The organism is Streptomyces sp. ADMS, from assembly GCF_033441795.1.
Lineage (GTDB): Bacteria > Actinomycetota > Actinomycetes > Streptomycetales > Streptomycetaceae > Streptomyces.
The window spans coordinates 1-3,018 of record NZ_JAVFVX010000259.1 but is presented as its reverse complement, the minus strand read 5'-3'; the positions used below and the strand labels follow the sequence as shown (position 1 = coordinate 3,018).

Annotated in this window: 3 protein-coding genes and 1 pseudogene; 1 reads left to right on the top strand and 3 read right to left on the bottom strand. The window is 68.8% G+C overall.

Annotated elements, in window-relative coordinates:
• Positions 1-54 precede the first annotated feature (54 nt).
• From RB628_RS40075 to RB628_RS40065, 3 genes and pseudogenes are all read right to left on the bottom strand, one after another.
• Positions 55-444: pseudogene (locus RB628_RS40075) on the bottom strand (site-specific integrase); the annotation flags it as partial.
• Positions 441-740, bottom strand: coding sequence for a helix-turn-helix domain-containing protein (locus tag RB628_RS40070; protein WP_318325575.1), 300 nt, complete (start codon positions 738-740; stop codon positions 441-443). The pseudogene RB628_RS40075 and the gene RB628_RS40070, both read right to left, overlap by 4 nt.
• Before the next feature lie 130 nt (positions 741-870).
• On the bottom strand, positions 871-1,416 hold the full coding sequence (locus RB628_RS40065) for a helix-turn-helix transcriptional regulator (protein ID WP_318325574.1): 546 nt from the start codon (positions 1,414-1,416) through the stop codon (positions 871-873).
• Between the two features lie 453 nt (positions 1,417-1,869).
• On the opposite strand from RB628_RS40065, the gene RB628_RS40055 reads away from it, so the two are divergent.
• A complete protein-coding gene (locus tag RB628_RS40055; RefSeq protein ID WP_318325573.1) occupies positions 1,870-2,715 on the top strand; it encodes a DUF2637 domain-containing protein in 846 nt (281 codons plus the stop codon).
• Positions 2,716-3,018 lie beyond the last annotated feature (303 nt).

Below are 3,018 nucleotides of genomic sequence, written 5' to 3'. Positions count from 1 at the left end.
CACCCCCCGACCGGCCACACCATACGAATCAACGACCCGCGAAGTACGGGTCTAGAAGCGCTCCAGGTGTTCCGGCTCCAGCTTCTCCAGGCGGTGGGCGCCCAGGCCGGGGATGAGGTGGTGGTTCACCGCGACGCGGTAGCCGTCGATGGTGTTCTCGGAGACGTTCGGCGCTGCGATGTTCTCGACCCAGTGGGTGAGCCAGGTCTCGAGCGTCCAGCTCTCGCCGGCCTTGCGTACCGCGCCCTTGTCCCGCTGCCGCTCCAGCTCCCTGACGGTTTTGGTGACCTCCGCGCGGGTCTTGCGGCTGACGTGGCGCCGGTCCGGCGTGCCGTCATCCTTGACGCCGACGGTGACGCGGCCGTGCCAGCGTCCGTCCTTGCCGAGGTAGATGGACGAACCGCCGTTGGGCTGACGGCCTTGCGCCGTCGCGCCCCGCGTCATGCTGCGGCTGCGAAGTCGCCGACCGTGAGGCGCCGGGCCAGAAAGTCGTTCACCGCCTCCACTGGGATACGGCGCAAGCTGCCGATCTTCACCGAGGCGATCTCGCCGGAGGTGACGTACTCGTACAGCTTCGTGCGGCCGATGCCGATGCGTCGCGCGGCTTCGGCGACGGTGAGGGCCACGAGGGTGGTGTCGCCTTCGGGGGGACGGCGTCCGGACAACAGGTTCCGCAGGTCGTCCTCGGGGACGTCCAGCAGGTCGGCTATCTGGGCAAGCGGAAGTTCGTTTCGGCGCAAGGGAGGGTCCTCTCCTGGCAAGCCATGGGACGGCGAATCCCGTTTTGCCGACAAGTCGTTCAGGGATGGGCGTGAAGAGATGGAGCCGGATACGACGAGTCCCCGCTGTTCGTAGCAGCGAGGGGTCGAGTCAGCTCTGTTCGGTCGGAGCGTCCATGCGCTCTCCGAGGAAGCTGCGGAGCCGTGTCGGGGCGCCGCGATGGTGATGGAACTCGCCGTTCGAGGCGATGGTCAGCTCGTGGGTCAGCAGAGCCTTGACCATGTCTTCCTGGTTGGGGTTCGCGTTCGTGTACTCCGCGAGTTCGTCCTGGATGCGGCGCATGTCCTTACCCAGGGCCCGCCATTCCTTCCATCTCGCGATGTACTCGCCGACCAGGCGGCGGACCAGCGGATTGGCGAGCTGGCCGGGCGGGCTGGTCAGCTCGTCGAAGGTCAGGTCGAAGACCTTGCAGATGCCGAGCGCTTCATCGAGGTTGACCCGTCGCCGGGGCTTGCCGCTCTCGATACGCCAGATCGCCGACTGATTGACCGGGTGGCCGGCGTCAGCCATCCGCTCGGCGAGCGTGACCGTGCTCCATCCGCGCGCCTCGCGTTCGAGCTTGATGCGCTCAGCGACGTGGTCCTCGGCCAGCGGCCGCTCCGGCCCCGCGCGGGAGGCGCCTTCTTCACCGCTCATCACTGCACCTCCTCACCAGGGCCCGACGGACAGCCGGGGCGAACAACCCGGAGCGCTCCGCCACCGAGAAGGCCAGGCGCACGCTGGACCGCCTCGTCAAGGCCGGCCTCGCGGACAAGGCCGAAGGAGCCGCAGGGGGCACCGGAGGCGGCCAACAGACCCGCTACCGCGCCTCGGTCCGCCATATCGGCGCCGTCTCCTGACCCCACCGCCGGACGCCGGGACCGTACACGAGGGCGTACACGCCCCCCTCCCCCGCCCACCGGCCCACGCCACACCGCAGGCGTACACGCCGCGCACAAAACCCCAGTTCAGACGATCACGCGAGCGTTCACGCCGTACACGCCCGCCAGCAATCACGCGTGAGCCCCCCTTTAGAAGGGGGGCTCACGTGTACGCCCCCTCCGTGAACGCCGTGATCGCCTCCGCAGAACCACCTCGGAGAACCCCCGCATGACTACACCCGCCACACCCCACGACACCAGCCAGCAGACTCACGAGACGCCCCGCGCTCACCGCGCCCGGCAAACGAGGCGAGAGGCAACGCCTGAGCATGCCGCCGAGCGATACGCCCTTGCCGCTGCCGGAACCGTCATCGTCGCCCTCACCGCCGGTGGCTTCTGGCTCTCCTACGCACACCTCGCCCAGGTAGCCGGGCAGCATGGGCTGGGAAGTTTTCCGGTCCGGCAATGGGCCTGGCCCGCGACTCTGGACGCCTTCATCGTCGCGGGCGAACTGCTGATGCTCCGCGCCGGCCTTCGCCGGGTGACCGATTGGTGGGCGGTCGCTCTGACCGCCATCGGATCGGCCGGATCCATTTCGCTCAACGTGGCCGGGGTGAGCGGCACGGGCAATGAGAGCGTCGCACCCCTGCTCGACTACGTGGTCGCGGCGGTTCCCCCGACCGCAGCCCTGCTGGCTTTCGGAGTGCTGATGCGGCAGATCCACCAACTGGTCGACCGGTCTCTCGACCGCCCCGCCACCGGTTCCGTCGAGACGCCGGAACCGCCTGCTCTGCCGCCCGCACACACCGGACAACCGCAAGCCACCGCGTCCGGCCACCGGAACACGCCGCCCAGGATCTCGAAGGGCCTTCCGCGAGGCGGTCGTCCGGTCAGCGCAACGGTAGAGGAACTGGTCGAGATCGGGCGGATCGCTGCGGCCAAGAAGCGCAAGCTCACGCGGGGCATCGTTCAACAGGCCATACGGGACAAGGGACACACGGTCGGCGGCCAGAGGCTGACCGAGGTCATGGAAATCCTCCGGTCGGAACCCGGCGCCGGTCGGAACGTCAGCTGATCGCCCGCCAGCCGGTGGCCGGAACTCCTCCGGCCACCGGTCAGGGCGGTCCCCGTCTCTCCGCCTGATCGCTCATTCCCACCTACGGCCGTAGCCGTGACCCCGCATGCCACCATCCCGCCCGCACTTCTCCGGAGCACCATCCGTGACCCATGACGCGCACCACCCCGACGCCAACATCGGCTCGCCGCTGACACTGACGAAATCGCCTACGCTGACGGAACGTCTGCGGCGGGCGTTCGGACGGACGGCTCCTGGCGGAGCCAGTAGTACCCCGAGTCCGACTCATGGCCGGTCTTCGGG